The sequence below is a fragment of the Streptomyces sp. NPDC051677 genome (assembly GCF_044453465.1).
Classification (GTDB): domain Bacteria; phylum Actinomycetota; class Actinomycetes; order Streptomycetales; family Streptomycetaceae; genus Streptomyces.
In genome coordinates, this window is the sequence record NZ_JBITCT010000029.1 from 1 (window position 1) to 24103 (window position 24103).

General features: G+C 70.4%; 15 protein-coding genes. 9 read left to right on the forward strand and 6 right to left on the reverse strand.

The window, feature by feature from the left end:
* Positions 1 to 372: polymorphic toxin type 28 domain-containing protein (locus ACIBAF_RS29520; protein WP_399467065.1), on the reverse strand; the 372-nt coding region annotated here is incomplete at its 3' end.
* A 185-nt stretch (positions 373 to 557) separates the two neighbouring features.
* On the opposite strand from ACIBAF_RS29520, the gene ACIBAF_RS29525 reads away from it, so the two are divergent.
* Entirely contained in the window at positions 558 to 968 is a 411-nt protein-coding gene (locus ACIBAF_RS29525; protein ID WP_399467067.1) for a tetratricopeptide repeat protein, read from the forward strand.
* A 55-nt stretch (positions 969 to 1023) separates the two neighbouring features.
* Complete coding sequence (locus tag ACIBAF_RS29530) at positions 1024 to 1689, forward strand: hypothetical protein (protein WP_399467069.1); 666 nt, start codon at positions 1024 to 1026, stop codon at positions 1687 to 1689.
* A gap of 6 nt (positions 1690 to 1695) precedes the next feature.
* On the opposite strand, the gene ACIBAF_RS29535 is transcribed toward ACIBAF_RS29530, so the two are convergent.
* Positions 1696 to 2046, reverse strand: a complete 351-nt coding sequence (locus ACIBAF_RS29535) for a peptidase inhibitor family I36 protein (protein WP_399467071.1) — start codon at positions 2044 to 2046, stop codon at positions 1696 to 1698.
* A 266-nt stretch (positions 2047 to 2312) separates the two neighbouring features.
* On the opposite strand from ACIBAF_RS29535, the gene ACIBAF_RS29540 reads away from it, so the two are divergent.
* The 3 genes from ACIBAF_RS29540 (at position 2313) to ACIBAF_RS29550 (ending at position 12654) form a co-directional block, all read left to right on the forward strand.
* Positions 2313 to 5207: a LamG-like jellyroll fold domain-containing protein gene (locus ACIBAF_RS29540; RefSeq protein ID WP_399467073.1), complete on the forward strand. Its 2895-nt coding sequence runs from the start codon at positions 2313 to 2315 to the stop codon at positions 5205 to 5207.
* A 65-nt stretch (positions 5208 to 5272) separates the two neighbouring features.
* Positions 5273 to 12127, forward strand: coding sequence for a polymorphic toxin-type HINT domain-containing protein (locus ACIBAF_RS29545; protein WP_399467074.1), 6855 nt, complete (start codon positions 5273 to 5275; stop codon positions 12125 to 12127).
* 53 nt (positions 12128 to 12180) lie between these two features.
* Positions 12181 to 12654: a hypothetical protein gene (locus tag ACIBAF_RS29550; protein WP_399467076.1), complete on the forward strand. Its 474-nt coding sequence runs from the start codon at positions 12181 to 12183 to the stop codon at positions 12652 to 12654.
* Positions 12655 to 12747: 93 nt separating this feature from the next.
* Here ACIBAF_RS29550 and ACIBAF_RS29555 read toward each other — a convergent pair whose 3' ends face one another.
* Both ACIBAF_RS29555 and ACIBAF_RS29560 read right to left on the reverse strand, forming a co-directional pair.
* Complete coding sequence (locus ACIBAF_RS29555; RefSeq protein WP_399467077.1) at positions 12748 to 13554, reverse strand: endonuclease I family protein; 807 nt, start codon at positions 13552 to 13554, stop codon at positions 12748 to 12750.
* Between the two features lie 190 nt (positions 13555 to 13744).
* Positions 13745 to 16045, reverse strand: a complete 2301-nt coding sequence (locus tag ACIBAF_RS29560) for a glycosyltransferase family 39 protein (RefSeq protein WP_399467079.1) — start codon at positions 16043 to 16045, stop codon at positions 13745 to 13747.
* Positions 16046 to 16258: 213 nt separating this feature from the next.
* On the opposite strand from ACIBAF_RS29560, the gene ACIBAF_RS29565 reads away from it, so the two are divergent.
* Positions 16259 to 16990: a DUF899 domain-containing protein gene (locus ACIBAF_RS29565; RefSeq protein ID WP_399467080.1), complete on the forward strand. Its 732-nt coding sequence runs from the start codon at positions 16259 to 16261 to the stop codon at positions 16988 to 16990.
* On the opposite strand, the gene ACIBAF_RS29570 is transcribed toward ACIBAF_RS29565, so the two are convergent.
* Positions 16987 to 17208 (reverse strand): DUF397 domain-containing protein, encoded by a 222-nt coding sequence (locus ACIBAF_RS29570; RefSeq protein ID WP_399467081.1) that lies wholly within the window; start codon positions 17206 to 17208, stop codon positions 16987 to 16989. The two genes, ACIBAF_RS29565 and ACIBAF_RS29570, sit on opposite strands and share 4 nt — an antisense overlap.
* Entirely contained in the window at positions 17201 to 17995 is a 795-nt protein-coding gene (locus ACIBAF_RS29575; RefSeq protein WP_399467083.1) for a Scr1 family TA system antitoxin-like transcriptional regulator, read from the reverse strand. Before ACIBAF_RS29575 ends, ACIBAF_RS29570 begins: the two co-directional genes overlap by 8 nt.
* A gap of 133 nt (positions 17996 to 18128) precedes the next feature.
* Between ACIBAF_RS29575 and ACIBAF_RS29580 the strand changes: the two genes are divergently transcribed.
* The 3 genes from ACIBAF_RS29580 (at position 18129) to ACIBAF_RS29590 (ending at position 24083) form a co-directional block, all read left to right on the forward strand.
* A complete protein-coding gene (locus ACIBAF_RS29580) occupies positions 18129 to 19082 on the forward strand; it encodes a serine hydrolase (protein WP_399467084.1) in 954 nt (317 codons plus the stop codon).
* A 126-nt stretch (positions 19083 to 19208) separates the two neighbouring features.
* Positions 19209 to 20237, forward strand: coding sequence for an esterase-like activity of phytase family protein (locus ACIBAF_RS29585; protein WP_399467086.1), 1029 nt, complete (start codon positions 19209 to 19211; stop codon positions 20235 to 20237).
* Positions 20238 to 20339: 102 nt separating this feature from the next.
* Entirely contained in the window at positions 20340 to 24083 is a 3744-nt protein-coding gene (locus ACIBAF_RS29590; RefSeq protein ID WP_399467088.1) for an ABC transporter ATP-binding protein, read from the forward strand.
* The last annotated feature ends 20 nt before the right edge of the window (positions 24084 to 24103 follow it).

The window sequence follows — 24103 nt, forward strand, 5'->3', positions numbered from 1 at the left end:
GTCACCCGCAGCCGCCTCGGACGCCTCGTCCGACAAGGCTTCCTCACCCAACCCGGACGAGGTCGCTACGAGAAACGGACTTAACGTCCACTGAGCGTCCCGAACCTCGTGGACATGATCCCACGGGGTGCCGTCCGCCTTCCGAGCGACCACCTCTCCCTTCAGTTCCCGCGCAGCAGCAGTGAGGTCCTTCATCTGCAAATGCTCGGAGACTCGGTCCAACTTGGCGGAGAACGGCGAGGAGGCAACCTTGTTCGCGAGCTTGAGCGCGTCGGCAATGTTGTCGAGTTGCTTGGGCAGCTTGGCCGCGTCACCCGCGAGCGGAATGAAGCCGGCCGCTCCGACGGTGGCCCCGACCGCGTCCTTGTCCAAAGCAGAGCGGCCCAGGTCCGCAGCGTCGCATCCGGCGCCGGCAGCACTGGTACGCCGAGGCGGCCCTGCGCGGTCACGCGCCCTCGCAGTACAACCTGGCTCGCCATTACTACCTGGCGGGGGAACTCTCCCTCGCTGAGCGCTACTAACGAAGAGGCGGCGAAGCAGGGGACCTCGATGCGGAGGTGTCCCTGGCAGGCCTGTGGTACGACCGGGAAGCCGAGGAGATGCTGCGCCGGGCAGTGGCCAAGGAACATCCCGGGGCACTCGACTTCATGGGCAAACTGGCCGCGAACCGAGGTGACACCGAGCGGGCCGCCGGGTTCTACGCGCGCTCCCACGCGGCGGGATTCTCCGGCGCGGCGGTGAACCTGGGAATGCTGCACCAGGGACAGCAGCGCGAGGCGGAGGCCGAGGAGTGGTTCCGTAAAGCGGCCGACGCCGGGAACGCCGGCGGTATGTACGCCCTGGGCCGGCTGATCATCGATCTGGACCGGTCGGACGAGGCCCTTGCCTGGTTCCGCAGGGCCGCCGAACTGGGGGACGCGTCGGCGCAGCACGCGGTGCGGGTCCTCGCCGCGCGAGAAGAGGAATAACACCTTCGGCGGAAACGCGCGGCTCCTGTCGGATGGGCGTTGATACCGTCCCGCCATGTCTGAATCAAGTGGATCATCAGGTCCCGGCCCCGTCACCGCCGATGATGTCCGGTACGCCGTCCGGCTGGCCGTTGCCGTACTTCGAAAGGCGGGCGCGACGGCCGACTGGGACGCCAACGCAGGCTCGCTGGAGTGGAGTTGTTGGGAGACCGTCGAGCATCTGGCCGATGACCTGTTCGCCTATGCTGCTCAACTCGGGCCAGAGCAGCCGCCGTTGGACACCGAGGTGCCCTTCGTGTGGCGGGCGGAGAGGGCCGGGGCGCCCGCGAACGTGATCTTTGCCGATCGTGCGGCCGGGACAGGCGGGCTTCTTCAGGTGCTGGATGCCTGTGGGGCGATGCTGGCGGCCATGGTGCGGGTGACGCCGCCGACCGTCAGGGCGCATCACGGCTTCGGGGTCTCCGACGCCGAGGGCTTCGCCGCCATGGGGGTCGTCGAGACGCTGGTGCACCTGTACGACATCGCCGAGGGGCTCGGGGTCGAGTGGGAGGAGCCGGATGCCGGGCTCTGTGACCGGGTGCTGGCGCGGCTGTTTCCCGATGCGCCGACCGGTGCCGAACGGTGGCCCACGCTGTTGTGGGCCACCGGTCGGGGGGAGATCCCGGGGCATGCGCGACTCACTCAGTGGCGGTGGTACGGCGTTCCCCGGGGTGAGCGGTAAAAGGCCTCAGCAGGCGCCCGGGCCGACTCCGTCGATCCTGCCGCCGAAGTCGCCCTGGTAGCGCGAGCGCCAGTCGCCGTTGAAGACGTCCCGCTTCTCGACCGGGCCCCAGTTGATGAAGCAGGCGCGGGTGCTGGCGACGAAGGAGCCGACGTGGTCGTGGAGGTTGGGCGGCATGTCGCGGTAGCCGCTGCGGGCGGTCCACTCCCAGCTGCTGCCGCCGAAGCCCTCCCCGCTGTAGAAGCAGACCGAGCCGTCGGGGCAGGCGGGCGCCGCCGCGGCCGAGGCGTCCTGGGCCGGCAGGACGAGGGCGGTCAGGGCGAGGGCGGCGGCGCAGGACCAGGCGCGAAGCTTCATGAAGTCTCCGGAGGGGGAGTGGGGCGAGTGCCCGCCTCGGCGGCTGCCGTGGCGGGCCCCATGCTTCCGGTCCGGTCCCGCGACATGCCCGGGATGAAGATCCACATCACCGGTGTGAGGGAACTGGTCAGTCAATATGGAAAGTGGCTTGAAACGGTAAAGGAAGTCCCATACGTTCTCCCTCGCCACTCAAGCACAGCATGACCACATCAACTTCATATTCGTCATAGGGAGCTCTGGGGAGAGCTCCAGGGGGAGACAAGGGAATGACCAACCCTTGGTTCCGGCGGCTTCGTCGTACCCGGACGCTCGGTGTGCTGCTCGGCAGCGCCGTCGTCCTGGGCACGTTGCCCGCCGTCACCAGCGCGGCCGAGGCCGCCGACACCGCAATCAGCAGCTCGGCCGGTACCACCGCCGAGACGACCGCGTTCGCCGAGGCCGCCGCCACCGGCGAACGGGTGGAGATCGTGCCGCGCCGCACCGAGGACGAGCTCGTCTTCGCCAACCCGGACGGCTCGCTCACCAGTGAGACCAGCGTGCAGCCCCAGCGGGTGCACCGGGCGGACGGCAGTTGGGCCGCCGCCGATGCGACGCTGGAGCGGCGGGCCGACGGAACCGTAGGACCCAAGGCCGCCGTCGTCGACCTGGCCTTCGCGGCCGGCGGCTCGCAGGACTTCGTGACCCTCGGCGAGGACGGCAGGTCCTTCACCCTGCGCTGGCCGAAACCGCTGCCCGAGCCCGTGCTGGCAGGCGACACCGCCGAGTACCGCGAGGTGCTGCCCGGTGTGGACCTGCTCGCCAGCGCCTCGGTCACCGGGTACGCGTACGTGCTGGAGGTGAAGACGCCCGAGGCCGCCCGCAACCCCGAACTCGCCCGGCTGCGGCTGCCCGTGCGGGTCGACGGGCTCGACCTCAAGGCCGGCGCGGACGGCGGTCTGGAAGCCGTCGACGCCTCCGGCGCGCGTCTCTTCGGCGGCCAGGCCCCCAAGATGTGGGACTCCGCGACCGCCGCCCAGCAGCTCCCGGCCGACGCCGATGCTGTGGCCGCCTCCGGGGCCGCCGCCCCCGTCCAGGACACGCCCGGCGCCGCCGCGAAGGTCGCCGACATGGGCCTCGACGTCTCCGCGGACGCGGTCACCGTCGTCCCCGACCACACCGTGCTGACCGCCGCCGACACCGACTTCCCGGTCTACCTCGACCCGGAGGCCGGCATGTCCAAGAGCGAGTGGCTGTACGTCTCCAGCGCCCACCCGAGCACCGAGTTCCACAAGTTCAAGGACGACGAAGGCGTCGGCCGCTGCTCGTACAAGTCCATCGGCGGCACGTACTACGTGTGCAGCTCCTCGCCGTACACCAACCGCATGTACTTCCAGTTCTCCACCTCGGGGTGGAAGAACCGCACCATCTCCAAGGCGGTCTTCGAGGTCTACGAGACCTTCTCCTTCTCCTGCCAGGCCAGCACCGTCAACCTGCACCTGGTGGACGAGGCCGGCGTCGACTCCGCCACCAACTGGAACAACAAGCCCAAGGACGGCGACCTGATGGTCGACCGCACGGTGGCCTACGGGCGCGGCAGCAGCTGCAGCCCCGACGCGCCCGCGAGCTGGGTCGACTTCCAGGACAGCAGCAAGGAGGACAACGAGAACCTCACGCCCACCGTCCGCAAGAAGGCCGCCGCCGGCGCCCCGATCGCCTTCTCGCTGCGCGCCGCGGACGAGGACGACCCGAACTCCTGGAAGCGGTTCCGCGGCGACAACGCCAAGCTGGTCGTCACCTACAACACCACCCCGGGCAAGCCGTACAACGAGCGGCTGAGCAACCCCGAGGAGAAGACCTGCACGACCGACAACACCAAGCGGCCGTGGATCCGTGACGACACCCCGACCATGGCGGTCAACGGCACCGACGCCGACTCCTACACCGACGGCACCGGCCAGAACCTCACCGCCACCTTCCGCGTCTGGGACCAGGTCGACGGCAGGCCCATGGTGTACGAGGGCAAGGACGGCCCGCAGAACGAGGGCGTGTTCGAGAAGGGCATCCCGGTCAGGGAGCTGGCGCACGGCCACGGCTACAAGTGGCACGCCCAGACCTACGACGGCTCCACCGGCAAGCTGAAGGACTCGGGCTACTCGGACTGGTCCGACTGGTGCGAGTTCGTCGTGGACACCGAACGGCCCGACGCCAAGCCGCTGGTGACACCGGCGGACGGCGAGGCCGACCTCCCGGCGGGCGCCAAGCGGCACTTCACCGTCTCGGCCAACGGGAACTCCGACTCGGTCTTCAAGAACGACGTCGAGTACTACGAGTGGGACCTCGGCAGCGACACCCCCGCCCGGCACGCCACGCCCGCGAGCCTCGGCGGCAACGCCGCCATCGAGGTGGCGCCGTCCACCTTCGGGCCGAACGTGCTCTACGTGCGCAGCGTCGACCGGGCCGGCAACCGCGGTCCGATGGAGAAGTACGTCTTCACCGCCGACCGCGCCTGCGCCGACGCCCTCGCCGACTCCTGCGCGGCGGCCGTCTACGGCCTCGACCAGAGCACCGGCGCCACCGCGCCCGACGCCTCCGGCCACGACCGCACGCTGACCGTCAAGGGCGCCGACTGGGTCGCGGGCAACCACTCCGCCGACCAGCCGGCCGACAAGGCCCTGCGGTTCAACGGCAGCAGCGACTACGCCACCGCCGCCTCCGCCGTCCACACCGGGCAGGCGTTCACCGTGTCGGCGTGGGTGCGGCCCACCTCGCTGAGCCAGAACATCGCGGTGATCGGCCAGTCCGGCGGCCAGGGCAACGGCTTCAACCTCTACTACTCGACGGCCTTCAAGCGCTGGATCTTCGGCCGGCACATCTCGGACACCGCCGACTCCGACATCATCCGCGCCATGGCGGCCAGCGAGCGGCCGGCCGTCGTCGGCAAGTGGACGCACCTGGCGGGCACGTACGACCCGGCGGCCCGGAAGTTCACCCTCTACGTCGACGGCGAGGAGCAGGGCAGCGCGGCCGTCACCGACGTCTGGAACGCCGCCAAGGGCCTGAACATCGGCCGCGCCCAGTACAAGGGCGAGTGGCACGACTTCTTCGCCGGTGACATCGACGACGTCCGCCTCGTGCCCGGCCTGCTCTCCGGCACGGAGATCTACCGGCTCGCGAACAGCTGATCACCGGCTGCACTTCGACGCTCCTGACCAGAGCGTCCGCCACCTCACAAACGGGAGAAGCGCGCATGCGCTCAACACGGAGACAACCCGCCCGAAAATGGGCGAAACCCCTGGCCGCGACCGTGTCCGCGGCCCTGACCCTGACCCTGCTCCAGGCCGTCCCCGCCCTCGGCGACGACGACTCCCGCGAGCAGCGGCGGCCCAAGACGCAGGACGTGGCCTCCACCCCCGTGGTGGAGGCCGACGGCCCGCGCACCCCGCTCAAGCACCTCACCGGCTACGGCGCCACGCCCCGCCCGAAGGCCGCCTGGCCCGAGCCGGGCAGCGCCACCGTCACCCTGGGCGCGAGCGGGGCGACCGCGGCGGTCCGCAAGGGGCTGCGCGCGGGCGGTCTCCCCGTCCGCCTCGCGGCTCCCAAGGCCGCCACCTCGCGGACCGCCGCGCCCACCCGGGCCAAGGTCGACGTCCTCGGCCATGCGGCCGCGCGCAAGGCCGGCATCGACGGCCTGCTCCTGAAGGTCACGCGCGCGGACGGCCGTAGGACGGTCGGGGGCAAGGTCTCCGTCCAGGTCGACTACGCCTCCTTCGCGCAGGCCTATGGCGGTGACTGGGCGCAGCGGCTGCGGCTGGTGCAGTTGCCCGCCTGTGCGCTGACCACGCCGAACGCGGCGGCCTGCCAGGGCGTCACACCGCTCGCCACGAGCAACGACGTGCGCGGCCAGAAGCTCACCGCCGACGTCCCGGCGGCCGTCGCGGGCGCGAAGGCGCCGCTGCTCGCGGTGTCCGCGGCGCCCGCGGGCGGTTCCGGCTCCTACACCGCGACCTCGCTGGCGCCCTCCGCGTCCTGGCAGGTCGCGGCCCAGACCGGCGCCTTCACCTGGCAGTACCCGCTGCGCGTGCCGCCCGCCCTCGCGGGCCCGTCGCCGCAGCTGGGCCTGGCCTACAACTCGGCGTCCACGGACGGCCGTACGGCCTCCAGCAACAACCAGACCTCCTGGGTCGGCGAGGGCTTCGACCTGAGCGCCGGCTACATCGAGCGCGCCTACCGCTCCTGCACGGAGGACGGCCACGACGAGGCCGGGGCGCAGAAGTACGACCTGTGCTGGCACTCCGACAACGCCACCATGAACTTCGGCGGCCGGGCCGGGGAGCTGGTGAAGAAGTCGGCGAACGAGTGGCGGCTGAAGCAGGACGACGGCACGAAGATCGAGCGGAAGACCGGCGGCTTCAACTCCGACGACAACAAGGAGTACTGGGTCGTCACCACCACGGACGGCACCCGCTACTACTTCGGCAAGGGCAAGCGGGAGTCCGAGGCCGCCGACGCCGAGAACACCGGCTCCTCCTGGGAGGTCCCGGTCTTCGGCGACGACAAGGACGAGCCCTGCCACAAGGACACCTTCAAGGAGTCCCGCTGCCAGCAGACCTGGCGCTGGAACCTGGACTACGTCGTCGACGTCCACGGCAACACGATGACGTACTACTACGGCACCGAGACCAACAAGTACGACTCGGTGCGCGGTGACAAGGTCGTCTCCTACGACCGCGGCGGCTGGCTCAAGCGGGTCGAGTACGGCGAGCGGGAGGGCAAGGAGAACACCACCGCCGCCCCCGCGCAGGTCGTCTTCAGCACCGTCGAGCGCTGCACGGGCGCGGCGGCCGACTGCGAGCCGGGCGATCTGAAGGAGTCCACCGCCACCCGCTGGCCGGATGTGCCGTTCGAGCAGATCTGCACCTCCGACACCGAGTGCAAGGACCAGTGGTCGCCGACCTTCTTCAGCCGTAAGCGCCTGTCGAAGGTCACCACGCAGGTGCTGGGCTCGGACGGCAAGACGTACACGGACGTCGACGTGTGGGACCTGGCGCACAAGTACCAGAGCGCCGACACCACCCACTCCCCGGCGATGTGGCTGGAGTCCATCACGCACTCCGGCAAGGACGGCGCGAACAAGCTCCCGAAGCTGACCTTCTTCGAGCGGCAGGACGCCAACCGCGTCGACACGGGCGCGGACGACCGGCTGCCCATGTACAAGTGGCGGATCCGGGCCATCCAGTCGGAGACCGGCGGCACGATCTCCGTCAACTACAAGCCGAACGAGTGCACCCCCTCGAACCTTCCCACCCCCGAGACCAACACCAAGCGGTGCATGCCGTCCTTCTGGTCGAAGGAGGGCACGATCGGCGAGAAGGAGGACTGGTTCCACAAGTTCGTCGTCGACACGGTGATCGAGGACGAGGTCACCGTCACCGGCCCGAACAAGGTCACCTCGTACGACTACGCGGGCGCGGCCTGGGGCTTCGACGACAGCGAGCTCGTCAAGACCAAGAAGAAGACCTGGAACCAGTGGCGCGGCTTCCGCTCCGTCACCATGAGGACCGGTGAGGCGGGCAGCGGGCAGCTGCGCACCGAGACCACCTACCTCCAGGGCATGAACGGCGACCGGGAGAAGGAGTCCGGCGGCACGAAGTCCGTCACGGTCACCGCCTCCGACGGCACCAAGGTCCGCGACGACGAACGCCACCAGGGCTTCCAGCTGGAGCAGCGCACCTTCGACGGCGCCGACGAGATCAGCGCCACCGTCAGCACCCCCTGGAAGTCGGCCCCGACGGCCACCGAGGGCAGCGACGAGGCGACCTACGCGGCCGTCAAGGCGACGAAGACCCGCACGGCGCTGGACGGCGGCAAGGTCCGCCGCGCCGCCATCGAGCACTTCTACGACTCCTACGGCATGCTGGAGCGCTCCTCGGACTCCGGCGACCTCGCCGACCCCGACGACGACACCTGCACCACGAACGCCTACAACCGCAACACCGACGCGGGCCTGCTCACCCTGCTGAAGCGGGTGACGGTCGCCCCGGTGGCCTGCGACGACGGTCCGCCGTCCTACCAGGGCGAGGCGATCAGCGACGTCCGCACCTGGTACGACGACCCCGACGCCTACGGGGCCACGCCCACCAAGGGCGACGTGGTCCGCAGTGAGAAGGTCAAGGGCTACACGGCCGACGGCACGCCCCAGTACGTGACGACGTCGACCGCGAAGTACGACGCCCACGGCCGGGTCACCGACTCCGCCGACCAGCAGGGCAACACCACGAAGACGGCGTACACGCCCACCCTCGGCGGCCCGGTCACCGGCATGAAGGTGACGGACCCGGCGGGCAACTCCACGACCTCCACGGTCGACCCGCGCTGGGGTCTGGTCACCGCGACCGTCGACGCGAACAAGCAGCGCACCGACCTGGAGTACGACGGCCTCGGCCGCCTGCTGAAGGTGTGGCTGCCGGGCCGCGCCAAGGCCTCGGAGACCCCGAGCCTGGAGTACGCCTACCTGGTGCGCAACAACGCGCCCGTCGTCACCACCACCAAGTCCCTCCTGCCCAACGGCTCGGTGGCCACCAGCCACCAGCTCAGCGACGGCCTGCTGCGGCCGCGCCAGACGCAGACGCCGGCGGCGAACTCGGGCCGGGTCGTCACGACCACCGAGTACGACAGCCGGGGCCTGGCCGTGAAGGAGATCGGCCCGTTCTACAACGCGGCGGCCGTCGGCACGTCCTTCGTGAACGTGGCGGACGCCTCCGAGGGCACCCCGCGCGAGACGGAGACCGTCTACGACGGCGCAGGCCGGCCCACGGACGAGATCTTCCGGGTCGCCGGTGCGGAGAAGTGGCGCACCAAGGCCTCGTACCACGGGGACCACACGAGCGTGGATCCGCCGGCCGGTGAGACGCCGACCGCCACCTACAACAACGCCCAGGGCCTGACGACCAGACTCCTGCAGTTCAAGGGGTCCTCGCCGACCGGTGACGCCGACACCACGACCTACGCCTACGACACGGCGGACCGCCTGACGGAGGTCAAGGCCGAGTCGGGCGACGTCTGGTCGTACGAGTACGACGTGCGCGGGCGCCAGACGGTGGCCAAGGACCCGGACACGGGCACCACGCGGATGACGTACAACGACCTGGACCAGGTCCGCACGACGACGGACGCCCGCGGCACCGTCCTGACCTACGACTACGACAAGCTCGGCCGCCGACGCTCCCTGGCCAACGGCTCGACGAAGCTGGCCAGTTGGGAGTACGACAGCGCGACCGTCCCGGGCGGCAAGGGGCGGCTCGCCTCGGCCACCCGGTGGATCGGCGCCGACGCCTACACCACGTCCGTCGACTCCTATGACGTGGCGGGACGGCCCACGAAGTCCTCGGTCACCATCCCGGCCTCGGAGGGCAAGCTGGCGGGCACCTACGCCGTCACCGCCTCCTACAAGCCGGACGGCTCGCTGAACGACGTCGACCTGCCGGCCGTCGGCGGCCTCCCGGCGGAGACCGTCACCACCGGCTACACGGCCACCGGCCTGCCGTCCTTCACCCTGGGCGACAAGACCGACTACGCCCGCGAGACCCGCTACTCCAACTACGGCGAGGTCCTCCAGCTGACCCTGGGCACCGCCAGCTCCGACAAGTACACCTGGCTGACCAACACCTACGAGGAGGGCACCCGGCGCCTGGAGCGCGCCCGCATCGACCGGGAGATCGTGAAGACCCCGGACGCGGACCTCACCTACGGGTACGACCCGTCCGGCGAGATCAGGAAGATCGCGGACACGCCGGAAGGGAAGACGGCGGACGTCCAGTGCTTCCGTTACGACTACCTGCGCCGGCTGACCGACGCGTGGAGCCAGACCGCCACCGACTGCGCCGCGTCCGGCGAGACGGCCGCTGTCGGCGGCCCGGCGCCCTACTGGCACTCGTACGCGTATGACGTCGCCGGCAACCGCACCGGCGAGACCCGGCACGCGACCGGCGCCACCGGTACGGCGGCCATCACCCAGACGACGTCCTTCACCCCGGGCGGCACGGACGCCAAGGGCGGTGTCCACGTCCACGCGCCGAAGTCCGCCGAGGCGCGCACGGTGACGGCCGCCAAGGAGGTCACGGCCGCGCAGTCCTTCGCCTACGACGAGTCGGGCAACACCGTCCGCCGGACGAAGGCGGCGACCGACCTGGCGCCGGCCGTCGACCAGAAGCTGGACTGGGACGACGAGGGCCATCTGGCCGCCGTCACCCCGTACACCTCGGGCGGCGCCCTCGACGAGGCCCAGAAGACCGGCTTCGTCTACGACGCCGACGGGAGTCGGCTGCTCCGCAAGGAGAAGGGCGCGGTCACCCTCTACCTGGGCGACCAGGAGCTCCGCCTCGACACGGCGAAGAACACCCTCACCGGCACCCGCTACTACTCACACGGCGGCCAGCAGATCGCCGTGCGCACGGCGGCCGGGGTGACCTGGCTGGTCGGGGGCCAGAACGGCACGGCCGAGATCGCCGTCCGGGCGGCCGACTCGGCGATCGTCCAGCGGCGCACCCTCCCGTTCGGCGAGGTGCGCGGCGCCAAGCCCGCCGCCGGGGCCTGGCCGGGCGACAAGGCCTTCGTGGGCGGCACCGCCGACGCCACCGGCCTGATCCATCTCGGGGCGCGCGAGTACGACCCGGCGACCGGCCGGTTCCTGTCGGCCGACCCGGCGCTGAACTTCGACGACCCCCAGCACCTCAACGCCTACGCGTACGGGCGCAACAACCCGCTGGCCTTCCCGGACCCGACGGGCCTGTACTGGGGCGAGTCCTGGATCAGCCCGATCGGCCACGGCGTTCTCGACGTCGCCGGTCTGGTGCCCGGCTTCGGTGAGCCCGCCGACCTGCTCAACGGCCTCTGGTACACGGCCGAGGGCAACTACATCGACGCCGGTCTGTCCTACGCCTCGGCCATCCCGATCGCGGGCTACGGCGCGAGCGCGGCCAAGGGCGCCCGGTACGTCAACAAGGCCGTGGACGCCGTCGACACCGCGACCGACGCGGCCAAGGCGGCCGACAAGGTCAAGGACGCCAAGAAGGTCGCCGACGACATCACCCCGCCGTCCACCCCGAAGCCCAAGCCGAAGCCCGAACCGGCCCCGCCGGCCAAGGCCAAGGACGCGCCCGAGGTCAAGAAGGGCGACGCGGGCGGCAAGAAGGGCGACGGCGCGGGCGAGAAGGGCGGCACGACCGGCAAGGCCGACGACGCCGACGCGCCCGGGGCCTCCTGCAAGGTCGGCAACAGCTTCGTCCCCGGCACGACCGTCGTCATGGCGGACGGCGCCGAGAAGCCGATCGAGGAGATCGAGCCGGGCGACGAGGTGCGGGCGGTGGACCCCGAGTCCGGCGCCGCCGAGGCCGAGCCCGTCACGGCCGCCATCACCGGCCACGGCGTGAAGAACCTGGTCGAGATCACCGTCGACGTCGACGGCGACCGCGGCGGGGCCACGGCGAAGGTGACGGCGACGGACGGCCACCCGTTCTGGGTGCCCGAGCTGCACGAGTGGGTCGACGCCAAGGATCTGAAGCCGGGGCAGTCCCTCACCACCGACAAGGGGGCGCGGGTCGACGTCGTGGCCGTCGTGAAGACGGTCCGTACCGCGACGGTGCACAACCTGACGGTCGCCGACCTCCACACGTACCTGGTCCGGGCCGGTGCGGTGCCGGTGCTGGTGCACAACTGCGGGAACGCGGACAAGGACCACGGGGTCCAGGGGGCGCATCCCAAGGACCACATCGGCAGGACCGACCAGCAGCTGGCCGACCGTGCCGCGAACGACCCGGCGGCCGGCGGACGGGCCTCGTCCCTGAACGCCAATGACGCCCAGGCCAACATCGACACCGCGGTGCAGGCCAACCTGAGCAAGATCAACGACTGGATCCGCAAGCAGTCCACCCCGGTGAGCGCGCGCAAGGAGTTCACCCACGACTTCGGCGCGGCGATCGGCAGGAAGGCGGACGCGAGCGGCGTCCATGACGCCACCAAACTCACCCTGGTGGTCATGAAGATCAACAAGGGGACCGGCGGACACAAGGGGGCCTGGGTGTTGTTCACTCTCAAGGCGGACTGACCGCCACCGCCGCCGTGTCCCACCTCGTCGTTCATGACCCCAGGAGCTTCCAAGTGCCCACTGCAGAGGAGCAGTTCGCCGGTTTCCTGCTGTCGCTGGACCGTTTCCAGAAACAGCTTGCCGAGTTCATGCTCGGGAGGTTCCTGTCGTTCGACTTCAGCGGCGACCGCGCGGACGACGAGACGGAGCTCCTCCCGCAGGTCCTGCTCGACGTCGTGGACGGGGTGCCGCAGGTGACCCTCCATCACGGCATCACGTGGATGGACCTGACCCGGGACCAGGAGCCCAACGAGTACCGGATCGCCGTGATCCTCGCCTTCACCGGGGCGGGGATCACGGTGGAGGCGTTCGTCCGGCTCGACCTGGAGCGGGACATGGGCGAGTGGCCGGCCGGGGTGCATGTCCCGTACCGGGAGCGGGCCGAGGGGCTGGACCTCGACGAGGCGGTCGCCTTCGTCGAGGCCCGGGTCGAGGAGCTGTGCCGCAGGCACGAGGACACGGCCCGGCTGGGCCTCGCCCGGCGCTGAGCCGAAACGACGCAGGGCCCTTCCGGGAGTTCCGGGAGGGCCCTGCGTCGTTCGGTGCGCGTTCGGTGCTCGTGGCGTCGGCCGTGCCGTGTCCTACCAGATCGCGTCGACCCACTCCGGGTGGTCGATGAACGGGTTGCGGTTGTGCTGGTAGGTGTCGTAGATGACCTGGTTGCGCTTCTCCTCGAAGGCGCTCGGCGGGTCCTCGTCGTTCCACTGCTTGAGCACGGAGAGCTTGCCGATGTACGGGGCGCTGCCGTTGTTGACCTTCTCGTTGGGCTCCAGGTCGGCGAAGCCGTCGCCGCCGTCGTAGCGGACCGCCATGTAGAGGATCATGCGGGCCACGTCGCCCTTGTCGGCGTCGCGCGGCTCGAAGGAGTCGGAGTCGGTGAGGCTGCCGCCGCCGCCCGAGACCGTGCTGCCGCCGTTGTCGAAGTCCTTGTTGCCGCGGATGCTGTTGACCGTCACGTCCGCGGGCCGCAGGTGGTGCAGGTCGGTGCCGGGACCGGTCACCTCGCCGAAGTCGCCGTGGGACTTGGCCCACACGTGCTCGCGGTTCCAGTCGCCGACGTCGCCGCCGTTGAGGGACTTGCTGCGCGAGACACCGCTGTACAGCAGGATCACGTTGCTGCTGTTGTTCGGGTCCTGGTCGGTGACCTTCAGCGCGTTCCAGACGGCGGAGTACGAGATCTTCGAGACGTTGGCGCTGATGATCGTGTGCAGGGACGACTTCAGGCTCGTACCCGTCTTGCCGACCGCGTTCTTGTAGTACGTCGAGTCGTACGCCGTCGTGGTCGCGGCGGCGGGGGTCGCCGTGAGCGCGGGCGCGGAGAGGCCGACCAGGACGGCAGCGGTGGCAAGCGCCACCGACTTCCATCGGCGTATGCGTGTCGCCAGCATGTGGGGTGTCCGATCTACGCGGGTTGATTGGAGGCGGCAATCGGGAGAGTGACATGCACATGCGGTCATGGCAATGAATCTGACATGGCGATCAGATGACGAGAACCGGCAAACCGCCCTTTGTCTACGCGAGTTGACATGCCGAAACGGCCCCCGACAGGAAAGTCGGGGGCCGTTGGGGCTGTGCGTGTCAGCTCACGTCGGAGGCGTCCAGCCGGTAGACGGTTGAGGTGTTGGAAGTGCTGGAGGAGGTGGAAGCGCTGGAGGAGGTGGAGGTGTTGGAGGAGGTGTCGGCCTCGGAGGTCGAAGTCGAGCTGTACTCGCTCTCCTTCACCGCCGTCCCGTTCTTCTGCACCCAGGCGGTGATCTCCTGGTTCAGGCTGCTGTTGCCGCCCATCCCGCCGCCGCCGAGCTGGATGTAGTGCAGCTCGCCCTTCTTCACGAGTTCCTTCAGCTTGGCGAGCGTCATCGCCTGGTCGGAGCCGGTGAAGCCCCACATGGAGATGACGGGCTTGCCGGAGCTCAGGATCATCTGGCCCGCGCTCTGCGAGTTGGAGACCGCGATCAGCCACGTGGCGCCGTCCTGGTGCTTCTCCAGGTACGAGACGAGCCCGCTGTCGGCGCCGCCGCCCATGCCGCCGCCCATGCCGCCACCGCCGGGTGCGCCGCCGGTCCCGGTCCCGCCGGGGAACTCGCCGTTCGCGCCGCCCTGTTGGCCGTCCTGGCCGTTCTGGCCGCCCTGACCGTCGGGCGCGCCGCTCGGCACACCGCCGCCCGGCGCCGTCTGCCCGTTGCCGCCCCCGCCGGGGAACTCGCCGTTCGCCTGGCCGCCCTGCTGGGTACCGCCCTGCTGCGTGCCACCGGGCAGCTGACCGCCGGGACCACCGGTGCCGCCGCCGAAGCCGCCCCGGCCGCCGCCTCCGCCGCCTCCGCCGGGACCGCCCATGCCGCCTCCGGTGGAGGGGCCGGCGGTGGGGTTGGTGCCGCCCATCATGCCCCCGGAGGAGCCGAAGGCCGGCGAGGCGGCGTACGCCGTCGGACCCGCGAGGGCCGCCACGATCGCCGCGGCGACGGACACGCCGAGCAGCCGGACCCTGGCGCCCGAGCTCGCGGACCGCAGGACGAACAGCCCCACGATCGCGACCCCCATGACCACGCCGACGGCCGGCCACAGCCAGGTGTTCCAGCCGGTGGCCCGGCGCAGCAGCACGATCGCCCAGACACCGGTGACCGCCAGTCCCGCGGGCAGCACCCACGACCAGCGGGCGTCGCCGCTGCGGAAGGCGCGCCACAGCATGACGCCGCCGCCACCGCACAGCGCCGCGATGCCGGGGGCGAGCGCGGTCGTGTAGTACGGGTGCATCGTGCCCTCGGCCATGGCGAAGGTCAGGTAGTGCAGCACCAGCCAGCCGCCCCACAGGACCAGCGCGGCGCGGGTGACGTCGGTGCGCGGGGCGCGCCCGCACAGGACCAGGCCGGCGACGAGCGCGATGCCCGCGAAGGGGATCAGCCAGGAGATCTGGCCGCCGAGGATGTCGTTGAACATCCGGCCGAGGCCCGCGGTCCCGGCGAAGGTGCCGCCGCCTCCGCCCCCGCCGCCCCCGCCGCCTCCGCCGTTGCCCTCGCCGCCGAGGACCCGGCCCAGGCCGTTGTAGCCCGTGATCAGGTTCCAGGCGCTGCCGTCGGTCGAACCGCCGATGTAGGGGCGGTCGTCGGCGGGCACCAGGGACACGGCCGTCGCCCACCAGAAGCTGGAGACGGCGAGCGCCACGGCCGCGAGGACCAGGTTGACGGCCTTCTTCCGCCACCCCAGCCGCGACGCGTACACGTAGACGGCGAAGACGGCGGGCAGGGCGATGTAGCCCTGGAGCATCTTGGTGTTGAAGGCGAGCCCGAAGCACACCGCGGAGCCGATGAGCGGCAGCAGTTTCTCGTCACGCGTGGCGCGCAGCGCTAGGGCCGCGCCCGCGACCATCAGCAGCACCAGGACGGTGTCCGGGTTGTTGTCGCGGTTGATGGCGACGGTGATCGGCGTCAGCGCGAGCACGAGCGCCGCGACGGCGGCCGCCGCATGCCCGAACACCCGCTTCACGGACGCGTGCAGGATCCAGATCGTGCCCAGCGCCGCCGCGACCTCCGGGGCCATCATCTGCCAGGTGCCGAAACCGAAGATCCGGCAGGACAGGCCCATGATCATGAGCGCGAACGGCGGCTTGTCGACGGTGATGAAGTTCCCGGCGTCCAGCGAGCCGAAGAACCACGCCTCCCAGCTCTTCGTACCGCTGTAGACGGCGGCGCTGTAGAAGCTGTTGAGGCTCGAACCGGACAGGTTCCAGGAGTAGAGCACGCCGGCCAGGATCATGATCGCGATCAGCGCGGGGAGCGACCAGCGCGGCGCCTTGTCCGGCGGGGGAGCCGCCGAAGCCGCCGTTGGCGGGGGCCAGTCGGGGGAGACGGTCGTGTGGGGATGCGGATCGGTGGCTGATGTCACTCGGGCATGGTGCAAAGCGGGAGTGGGTGCGGGCTGTGCCGTACCTGGCCCTTGGCTGTGAAAACGCAAAGGCACCCGCCTAGGGATCCGCACAGGGGGATCCGTAAAGGGATCCGCATGGGGACCTGCATCCCGCCCTCGACGCGAGACCTCGGCCTATCGGGATTAGCCTGGAAAGTGGCTTGTACCTGCTCCGGTACGGGAGGAAAGGCGATGCCCGAGCACAGGGTCGGCACACCGGAGAAGTTCGAGGCAGCCCGGCAGGAGCTGCTCGCGGAGGAGAAGGAACTCACCCGGCGGGGCGACGAGCTCGCGCGCAAGCGGAGGGAGCTTCCCTGGGTGCCGGTCGACAAGGACTACACCTTCGAGACCGAGGGTGGGACCAAGTCGCTCCGGGACCTCTTCGACGGGCGTTCGCAGCTGCTCGTCTACCACTTCATGTTCGGCCCGCCGTACGAGGCCGGATGCCCGGTCTGCTCCTCGATCGCGGACACCCTCGACCCCAACGCGGTCCACCTCAAGGCCCGCGACGTGACTCTGATCTGCTCTTCACGGGCGCCGGTCGACAAGCTCCTCGCCTACCGGGAGCGCATGGGCTGGAGCTTCGACTGGGTCTGCGCGGGAGGCGGCGACTTCCACCGCGACCTCGGCTTCACGTACTCCGAGGACGAGTTGAAGCCCTTCATCGAGGGCGGGATCCCCCCGACGGTGAGTCAGATGGCGCAGGCGTGCGGCACGGACGTCCTCCAGTACGTCACCGAAGGCCCCGGTCTCAGCGCCTACGCGCTCTCGGACGGCACCGTCTACCGGACGTACGTCACCACCGCCCGAGGCCTCGAGCCCGCCATGGCCTACTACGGCCTCCTCGACCGCACCCCGATGGGCCGCCACGAGGAGGGCGAGGACACCCACTGGCTGCGCCGCCACGACGAGTACGTGGGCTAGGAGCGGAGGCCGCCCCGCTTGACCGCGTCGACGAACGCCGACCAACCGGACGCCGAGAAGGCCAGGGCGGGGCCGTGCGGGGTCTTGGAGTCGCGGACGGGGACGCCTGCGGGGTGGTTGTCGAGGACTTCGAGGCAGCTGCCGGCGTTGTCATCGCTGTGGGACGACTTGCGCCAGCCGCTCAGTACAGCCGCGTTCGGTATGGCTCGGTCAGTCATGGTGTCCGTACTCCTCAGCAGTAGCCCTGAGCAGGGCCAGTGACTCCTTCTGCGGCAGCGCGTCGCTGAGCGCGAGGTCGTAGCGATGCTGCCACTTCCGGACCACGGTCGGGGAGTCGTGCAGCCTCGCCGCGTGCCCACCCTCACTGTATGCAAGCGGCGGCTGGTCCTCGAACCACATCAGCGTGAGCATGCTGCCCATGAGCGGATGAAGACCCGCGCCAAACGGCATCACGTGCGCGCGGATACGTCCAGTCTCTGCGAGACGAACGACGTGCATGATCTGCTCCGCCATGATGCCCCCGCTGGCCACGGGGCGTCGCAGCAGTGTCTCGTCCAGCAGCGCCCACACGACGGGCGTCAGGGGATCTTCGAGGATCTTCGCGCGCTCAAGCCGTGTGACAACTCGCCTGTCACACTCCTCTTCACTCACCGGAGGAAACGCCGCGCCCAGGACCTCACGTGCGTACCTTTTCGTCTGAAGGATTCCCGGAAAGAACGTCAGGGCGAACTCGCGGATCATCACCGCCTGTTGTTCGAGTGCGCGCACCGCCTCGAAGTAGTCGGCGATCGCCACGTCGTCCTGCGGCAGGAAGCTGCTCAGCACATTGCCCGTGTTCAGCGCCTTGTCCAGCCTCCGCGCATCCTCCTTCGACGGCACCCGTCGCCCCGCCTCGATGTGGGCGATGTGCGAACGCGTCATCACCGTCATATCGGCCAGCTGTTGCTGCGTCAGCCCTGCCGTCTCCCGTTGCTGTTTGAGCCAGTCACCGTACGTGCTGGTCATGGCCACTCCTTTGTGACAAATGACTGGTCACAGACGACCCCCTGGCGAGCCTAGACCGGACCGTCTCACTCTGTGAGTGGATCGCGACAGAACGTGAGTACAACTTCCGGTCACTTGTGTGAGTCAACGAGGCATGACTCACCGGACCACAAGAAGCAGAAGGCTGCTCGGCGCCGGGCTCACCGCCGGCGTCCTCATAACCGGCGTGGCCGCCGCCGCACCCGCCGCCGCCGCACCCGCCGCGGCCGCCGCCGCCCCGACGGTCAGCTGTACTTCCGCAAAGGCGGGCCTGGCCGCCAAGTTGCAGAAGGACATCACCGCGGCGCTGGCGAACCGCGCGGGCACTGTCGCGGTCGGCCTCTACGACCGCACCACCAACACCACGTGCACCCTGCGCGCGACTTCGGCCTACGACTCCGCGAGCGTCGTCAAGGTCACCGTCCTCGCCACGCTCCTGTGGGACGCCAAGAAGCACAACCGCTACCTGACCACCAGGGAGACCACGCTCGCCAAGGCCATGATCACGCAGTCGGACAACAACGCGACCACGACCCTGTGGAAGCAGCTCGGCATGACGAAGATCAAGGGCTTCCTCACCGCCGCCGGTATGACCCGGACCGTGCCGGGCGCGAACGGCTACTGGGGCCTGACCCAGATCAACGTCACCGACGAGCAGAAGCTGCTCAAGCTGATCACCGCCAAGAACACCGTGCTGAGCGACAACTCCCGCGCGTACATCCTCAAGCTGATGAACCAGGTCATCTCCTCGCAGCGCTGGGGTACGCCGGCCGGGGCGCCCTCGACCGTGACGGTGCACGTCAAGAACGGCTGGCTGCAGCGCTCCACGCACGGTTGGCGCGTGCACAGCGTCGGCACGTTCAATGGCGGCGGCCACGACTACATGATCACCGTGCTCACCCACGGCAACAGCACCATGAGCTACGGCGTCACCACCATCCAGAACGTGGCCAAGGCCATCCACAAGGACCTGGTGCCGACGACCGCCGCGAACAGTGCGACCATCCAGCGGTACGTGCCGACGGACAGGCCCCAGGAAGCGATCCCGGCGGTGCCTTCGAGCGGCTGACGCTCTCCGCCTTCGACCTTCGACCTTCGACCTTCGACCTTCGACCGTCGGCCTTCGACCTTCGACAGGCCGACGCTTTACGCGGCGGCCTCCTCCGCGTCACCGGCCCGTCCTACGGTGACGGCCATGCGCCTGCGAACCGTACTCGCCGCCCTCACCGCCGGCCTGGCGGCGGCCACCACTGTGGTCGCCGCCGGGCCCGCCAGCGCCCACCCGCCCACGAGCAACGCCTGTTCACCGTCCGTCTCCCTCGACCGTTTCTCCGACGCCCTCGACAAGACGACCTACGACGGCACGTTCGTCGGCAACCTCTCCGCGCTCGCCGTAGACCGCGACGGCGGCTCCCTCGCCGCCCTCTCCGACCGCTCCGCCCTCTTCGGCCTGGACGCGAGAACCCTCGCCCCGGAGTCGGTCGTCCCGCTCGCCGACGAGAACGGCGCCGCCCTCGACTCCGAGGGTCTCGTCATCGACGGCGACGGCACCCCTCTGATCACCTCCGAGACGGAGCCGTCGATCCGCCGCTACAGCCGCGACGGCCGGATCCTCGACCGTCTCCCGGTGCCGTCCTCGCTCCTCGTCGCGCCCGCCGGCCGGGCCACGTCCAACCAGACCTTCGAGGGCCTGACCCTCCTGCCCGGCGGCCGCACGCTCCTCGCCTCCATGGAGTACGCGATCTCCGGTGACAGCGCGGGCATCGTCCGCTTCCAGACCTGGAACCGGACCAAGGGCGGCCGCTTCGCGCTCGGCGCGCAGTACGCGTACCGCACGGACTCCGGCCTCGGCGTCCCCGAGGTCCAGGCCACCCCCGACGGGCGGCTCCTGGTCCTGGAACGCGGCTTCACGGCGGGCGTCGGCAACACGGTCCGCCTCTACCTGGCCGACCCGCGCCACGCGACGGACACGAGCGGCGTCGGGAACCTCACCGGCCAGGACGGCGTACGCCTGGTCAAGAAGACCCTGCTGACGGACCTGGTGACCTGCCCGTCACTGGGAGCGACCGCCAAGCAGCCCCAGCCGAACCCGCTGCTGGACAACATCGAGGGCATGGTGATCACGGGCCACGCCAAGAACCGCCTCAAGGTGCTCCTGGTCAGCGACGACAACCAGAACGCGGCCCAGACGACCCGCTTCTACGACCTGCGTGTACGTGTCTGACCGACGCCCCCGTTTTGTCGCGGCGGGATGAAATCGGCGTCCATTCGCGTTGGTGCCTTCCGGAAGATCAGGTCTGTTCGAAGTCCGAAGGAAGGCATCCGCGTGGCAGCGCAGCAGGGGGAGACACCACGAGGCTGGGCACGCCGCCTGGCAGGCTACGCATGGCGCCACCCGACGGACGTCGTCCTCGCGCTCGGCTCCTCCCTCGGCGGCATGGCCGTCATGGCCCTGGTCCCGCTGGTCACCAAGGTGATCATCGACGACGTCATCGGCGACCACAGCCGCGACATGGCCCCCTGGGCGGGAGCCCTCATCGGCGCCGCGCTCCTCGTCTACGCCCTCACCTACGTCCGCCGCTACTACGGCGGCCGGCTCGCCCTCGACGTCCAGCACGACCTGCGGACCGAGATGTTCGAGACGATCACCCGGCTCGACGGCCGCCGCCAGGACGAGCTGTCCACCGGGCAGGTCGTCGGCCGCGCCACCAGCGACCTCCAGCTCATCCAGGGCCTGCTCTTCATGCTCCCGATGACGATCGGGAACCTCCTCCTCTTCCTGATCTCCCTGGTGATCATGGCGTGGCTGTCGCTGCCGCTGACCCTGGTCGCCCTCGCCGTGGCGCCCGCGCTCGCGTACATCGCCAAGCGCAGCCGCACCAAGCTGCACCCGGCCACCTGGTACGCGCAGGCACAGGCGGCGGCGGTCGCGGGCGTGGTCGACGGCGCCGTCAGCGGCGTCCGCGTGGTGAAGGGCTTCGGGCAGGAGGACCAGGAGACGGGCAAACTGCGCGAGGTCGGCCGCCGGCTCTTCGCGGGCCGTCTGCGCACCATCCGGCTCAACAGCGCGTACACCCCGGCCCTGCAGGCCGTTCCCGCGCTCGGTCAGGTCGCGATGCTGGCGCTGGGCGGCTGGCTGGCCGTGCGCGGGCACATCACCCTCGGCACGTTCGTCGCCTTCTCCACCTACCTCGCCCAGCTCGTCGGCCCGGTGCGGATGCTCGCCATGGTCCTCACGGTGGGCCAGCAGGCCCGCGCGGGCACCGAACGCGTCCTGGAGCTGATCGACACCGAGCCGTCGATGACGGACGGCGTCAAGGAACTCCCCGCCGACGCCCCCGCCACCGTCGAGTTCGACGACGTCGCGTTCGGCTACGACCCCGACCACCCCGTCCTCGACGGCCTCACCTTCGAGATCCGCCCCGGCGAGACCCTCGCCGTCGTCGGCTCCTCCGGTTCCGGCAAGTCGACGGTCTCGCTCCTCCTGCCCCGCTTCTACGACGTCACCCGGGGCGCCGTCCTCATCGGCGGCCACGACGTCCGCGAGCTCACCCAGGACTCCCTGCGCGCCGCGATCGGCCTGGTCCCGGAGGACTCCTTCCTCTTCTCCGACACGGTCCGCGCCAACATCGCCTACGGCCGTCCCGACGCCACCCAGGACGAGATAGAGGCCGCCGCCCGCGCCGCCCAGGCCGACCGGTTCATCGCCGAGCTGCCCGACGGCTACGACACGACGGTCGGCGAGCACGGCCTCACCCTCTCCGGCGGCCAGCGCCAGCGCGTCGCCCTGGCCCGCGCGATCCTCACCGACCCGCGCCTGCTGGTCCTCGACGACGCCACCTCCGCCGTGGACGCGGCCGTCGAGCACGAGATCCACGAGGCGCTCAAGCACGTCATGCAGGGCCGCACCACGCTCCTCATCGCGCACCGCCGCTCCACCCTCAACCTCGCCGACCGCATCGCCGTCCTCGACGCCGGACGCCTCGCCGACCTCGGCACCCACGAGGAGCTCCAGGAACGCTCCCCGCTCTACCGCCGCCTGCTCACCGACCCCGACGGCCTCGGCGGCGTCTCGCCCGGGCACGCCCAGCCGGTCGCGCCCGGCGAGGACACCTCCGTCCGCGACGAGCTGGACGCCGAGTTCGACGCCGAGCGCGGGGTGACGCCCCGCCTGTGGACCGGCGACCGCGAGCCGAAGGACACCGCCCTGTCCGGCATGCCCGCCACCCCCGAACTCCTCGCCCAGGTGGAAGCGCTGCCCCCGGCCGCCGACACCCCCGGCATCGACGAGGGGCGGGCGGTCCAGCCGGAGGAGTCCTACGGCCTGCGCAGGCTGCTGCGCGGCTTCGGCGCGCCGCTCCTGGTCAGCCTCGGCCTGGTCGCCGTCGACGCCGGGATGAGCCTGCTGCTGCCGGTGATGATCCGGCACGGCATCGACCAGGGTGTGACGAGGATGGCGCTGGGCGCCGTCTGGACCGCCTCGCTGCTCGCGCTGCTCGCCGTGCTGGTGCAGTGGTTCGCGCAGACCGGCGAGATCCGCATGACCGGCCGCACCGGCGAACGCGTCCTCTACACCCTCCGCCTGAAGATCTTCGCCCAGCTCCAGCGGCTCGGACTCGACTACTACGAGCGGGAGCTGACCGGCCGGATCATGACCCGGATGACGACCGACGTCGACGCCCTGTCCACGTTCCTGCAGACGGGGCTGGTCACGGCCTTCGTCTCGGTCGTCACGTTCTTCGGCATCATGGTCGCCCTGCTGGTGATCGACCTACAGCTCGCGCTCGTCGTCTTCGCGACGCTCCCGCCGCTGATCATCGCCACCTTCTTCTTCCGCCGGGCGAGCGTGAAGGCGTACGAGCTCGCCCGCGAGCGGGTGTCGTCGGTCAACGCCGACCTCCAGGAGTCGGTGTCCGGGCTCAGGATCGTGCAGGCCTTCCGGCGCGAGCGGGACGGCGGGGCGCGGTTCGCGGAGCGCAGCGACAGCTACCGCCAGGCCCGGATCCGGGGCCAGTGGCTGATCTCGATCTACTTCCCGTTCGTGCAGCTGCTGTCGTCGGTCGCGGCGGCGGCGGTGCTGATCGCGGGCGCGGGCCGGATCGACGCGGCGACGCTGACGACGGGCGCGCTGGTGGCGTATCTGCTGTACATCGACCTGTTCTTCGCGCCCGTCCAGCAGCTCTCCCAGGTCTTCGACGGCTACCAGCAGGCGACCGTCTCCCTGGGCCGCATCCAGGAGCTGCTCCAGGAGCCGACGTCCACGAAGTCCGCCGACGAGCCGCTCGACGTCCTCTCCCTGCGCGGCGAGATCGCCTTCGAGGACGTGCACTTCAAGTACGGCCCCACCGATGAACCCGAAGAGGCCCTGACCGGGATCGAGTTGAGCATCCCCGCGGGTCAGACGGTCGCGTTCGTCGGCGAGACCGGCGCAGGCAAGTCGACCCTCGTCAAGCTGGTGGCCCGCTTCTACGACCCCACCGGCGGCCGGGTCACCGTCGACGGCACGGACCTGCGCTCGCTCGACCTCACGTCGTACCGCCACCGTCTGGGCGTCGTACCGCAGGAGGCGTATCTCTTCCCCGGCACCGTCCGCGACGCCATCGCCTACGGCCGGCCCGAGGCCACCGACGCCGAGGTGGAGGCGGCGGCGCGGGCGGTGGGCGCGCACGAGATGATCGCGACGCTCGACGGCGGCTACCTCCACGAGGTCGCCGAGCGCGGCCGCAACCTCTCCGCCGGTCAGCGTCAGCTGATCGCCCTGGCCCGCGCGGAACTCGTCGACCCGGACGTCCTGCTCCTGGACGAGGCCACGGCCGCCCTGGACCTGGCGACCGAAGCCCAGGTCAACCAGGCGACAGACCGTCTCGCGGGCCGCCGTACGACCCTGGTGGTGGCCCACCGCCTGACCACCGCCGCCCGCGCGGACCGCGTCGTGGTCATGGACCACGGGCAGGTCGTCGAGGACGGCACACACGACGAGCTGCTCGCCCTCGACGGGCGCTACGCCCGCCTGTGGCGGACCTTCGTCGGCGAGGTCGAGCCCGAGGAGCCGGTCGGCGCGTCCCGGTGACGACCGTGCAACCATCCGAC